The sequence below is a fragment of the Acinetobacter sp. UBA2063 genome, from assembly GCF_002333245.1.
Classification (GTDB): Bacteria; Pseudomonadota; Gammaproteobacteria; order Pseudomonadales; family Moraxellaceae; genus Acinetobacter; species Acinetobacter parvus.
Genome location: NZ_DDAH01000139.1, coordinates 1 through 3,181 on the forward strand (window position 1 = coordinate 1; position 3,181 = coordinate 3,181).

Sequence of the window (3,181 nt, forward strand, 5' to 3'; positions counted from 1 at the left end):
TTACGGCTATTCGGATAAATTTGATATAGAGGACGTTCTTCAATGACCAGTTATTTCGGTATTCTTCCATCAGCAGGTTTGAGTCAGGATATTAAACTTGCACAAGCCAACCGTGACAGTAAAGAACCACAATATCCGTTGCGTGACAAAATTTCTCTACAGTTGACTGATGAATTATTAGATAACATGCTGATTAAGCTGGTTCAAAAGTTTCCGCCAAGTGATAAGCGTGACACCACCGAGAAACTTGCAATCAAAATCCGTGGCATTGTTGAGACTTTACTTAAGCAATTATTAGGCAAGGCATCGAACGAGCAGGTTCTTGAATCGTTGTCGTTTATGGAAAAAAGCCTGTTTACTGACAATGATGGTCAACAACGTATTGGTACGGTTCTACCTGATACGCTGGTCGCTGACATGAAAAAAAGCTTTGCAGAAGTCGCTGCTGGAAATGGCAAGGCACAACGTGATGCATTAACCCAGCAATTTAAAACTTTTGCTGATGCATTGACTCACCACTTCATGACCGAATTTAACAAAACGCTGGGTCTGGGCATGATGAAACGCGGTGTTGCGAGCGTTGCAACCAGTGGTGTCGAAACAGCCGTTCACATTGTGATCAACAAGCTCATCCCAGGTTTAAGCCAAGGTGAACTTGAAGTATTTGCAAAACATTTTGATCAGTTATTGGTTCAAAAGTAATTCAGCAAATGATGCAAAAGCGATGGTCATGAAACCATCGCTTTTTATTGGGCGTATGCACTACAGCCCTACTCATCTATTAGGTTGATTTATAGCATTTTATGGTATAAATCCTATGAACAAATGTATTGCCATTTCATTCTATAGATTGAATGCTTATAAATGTCACATTTTCTAAATTTGCACGCTCTAAATCCGCATTTATGTTAGCATTCGCCAAGCATTGATTTCCCGATCTACACTCGCATGGCACCTAGTTCCCAGTATAAATTTCTACGTCAAGCGCCGCGTGACGGCTTGAGCACAGCAACCCAGTTATCCCGTTGGCAACAACTGCATATCGACCCCTGGCTTTGCCTGTTTCTTGTGCTGAATGCCCTGCTGGGATTGACCGTTTTATATAGTGCTTCTGCTCAGGATGTCGGCTTGGTTAGCAAGCAGGCCATGAGTTTTGGCATTGGCTTTGTGGTCATGTTCAGTCTGGCACAGATTCCTCCCAAGGTTTATCAGGCATTCTCACCCTACTTTTATATCTTTGCTGTGCTGTCGCTGCTTGCAGTGGTGATTTTTGGTGAAGTGCGTATGGGGGCACAACGCTGGATTGATATTCCTGGTTTCGGTAGCGTCCAGCCCAGCGAATTTATGAAAATTGGCATGCCGATGATGATTGCATGGTTCCTGTCGCGCAAGGTACTACCACCCAGCTTTTCTCAGGTAATTCTGTCTCTGGTTTTGATTGTCATTCCATTTTTGCTGATTGCTGAGCAGCCCGACTTGGGAACTTCATTACTGGTTCTTGCCAGCGGAATTTTTGTTCTGTTTCTAAGTGGCCTGTCATGGCGATTGATTGCGGCGGCAGCGGGTGCTGTGGCCGTGATCATCCCAATTGCATGGGAGTTTTTACTGCATGACTATCAGCGTCAGCGCGTCTTAACCCTTTTTAACCCTGAAGCGGACGCTTTAGGGACAGGCTGGAACATCATCCAGTCAAAAACAGCGATTGGATCAGGCGGGTTCTCAGGCAAGGGCTTTCTGGAGGGAACACAATCCCATCTGCACTTTCTGCCAGAAGGGCATACCGACTTTATTATTGCGGCCTATTCCGAAGAATTTGGCCTGATTGGGGTCAGCCTACTGATTCTGCTCTATTGCGCCATTATTTTCAGAACGTTCCAGATAGGCCTGCAAAGCTTCCATAACTATGGTCGTCTGGTCGCGGGCGCATTTGGTTTGTCCTTTTTTGTTTATGTATTTGTAAACGCTGGCATGGTCAGTGGTATTTTACCTGTAGTGGGTGTGCCTTTGCCGTTTATGAGCTATGGTGGCACTGCAATTATTACCCTTATGTCAACATTTGGACTGGTGATGTCTATTCATACACATCGATAATGAGGAACGATATAAACATTATGTTTCATCAAACTTTAAATAAAACTTTTAAACTTGTTACCTTGAGTGCCAGCCTATTTTTGAGTAGTAACTGGGCGCAGGCAAATGAATTTTTCACTCATCCCAATTATTTTGCATTTAAACAAAAGGCCATGAACACTTATGGCCTGAGCAGTGAGCAGGTAGATGCCGCCATGAGTGGGGCACGCAACCTGCCCAATATCCTGAATATCATGACCCGTCCTGGTGAAAGCAAGCCCTGGTATGAATATCGCTCAATGTTTCTGGTTGAGGGCACTATTCAACGTGGCGCTCGCTTTAAAAGCCAGTATGAAGATGCCCTGAATCGCGCAGAACAGCAGTTTGGTGTGCCTAAGTCGGTCATTCTGGGAATCTTAGGCGTAGAAACAGGTTATGGCGCCAATAAAGGCTCTTTCATCACACGGGATGCGCTTGCAACACTGGCCTTTGGATACCCACGTCGGGCAGACTATTTTGGTGATGAATTGGCAGCACTGATTGCATGGACATATAAGGAAAGCTACCCAACTAATAGCATCGTCGGTTCGTATGCGGGTGCAATCGGCTATCCACAATTCATGCCAAGCAACATTCAAAAGTTAGGCGTTGACTATGATGGAAATGGCCATATTGATCTAAGGAATTCAGCCGTTGATGCAATCGGTTCAATTGCGAACTATTTGGCCCAACATGGCTGGCAACGGGATCGTCCAATTGGCTTCCCCGCCCGCTATCTTGGCAACAATCCAGACAGCATTATTGCCAAGGATTTAACCCTGCCAACTCCGTATGGAGAGCTGAAAAGACTGGGTATTGCGCCTATTGACCCGTTGGTAAAAATAGATGATCTTGATTTAGTAAATGTTATTCAATTACAAGACCAATTTGGACCTATTTATTACATCACCTATCCAAATTTCCAAGTAATCACGACTTATAATAAGAGTCGAATGTATGCCACAGCGGTGTGGTTATTAGGCACTGAAGTCGCAGGAAGATAACCCGATTTTTTAAACAAAATCTGAAAGTCAATAAATTTATGGTTCAAAAAGGGTAGATCGGAAGAGCG

3 protein-coding genes are annotated in these 3,181 nt (G+C 44.2%); all 3 read left to right on the forward strand.

Annotated features, from left to right (window positions below; translation table 11 throughout):
* The first annotated feature begins 42 nt into the window (after nucleotides 1-42).
* The 3 genes from B4H32_RS06300 (at nucleotide 43) to mltB (ending at nucleotide 3,113) form a co-directional block, all read left to right on the forward strand.
* Nucleotides 43-702: a hypothetical protein gene (locus B4H32_RS06300; protein WP_004679678.1), complete on the forward strand. Its 660-nt coding sequence runs from the start codon at nucleotides 43-45 to the stop codon at nucleotides 700-702.
* A gap of 246 nt (nucleotides 703-948) precedes the next feature.
* Entirely contained in the window at nucleotides 949-2,091 is a 1,143-nt protein-coding gene (gene rodA, locus B4H32_RS06305) for a rod shape-determining protein RodA (protein WP_004682312.1), read from the forward strand.
* Nucleotides 2,092-2,111: 20 nt separating this feature from the next.
* A complete protein-coding gene (gene mltB / locus B4H32_RS06310; protein WP_004682314.1) occupies nucleotides 2,112-3,113 on the forward strand; it encodes a lytic murein transglycosylase B in 1,002 nt (333 codons plus the stop codon).
* The last annotated feature ends 68 nt before the right edge of the window (nucleotides 3,114-3,181 follow it).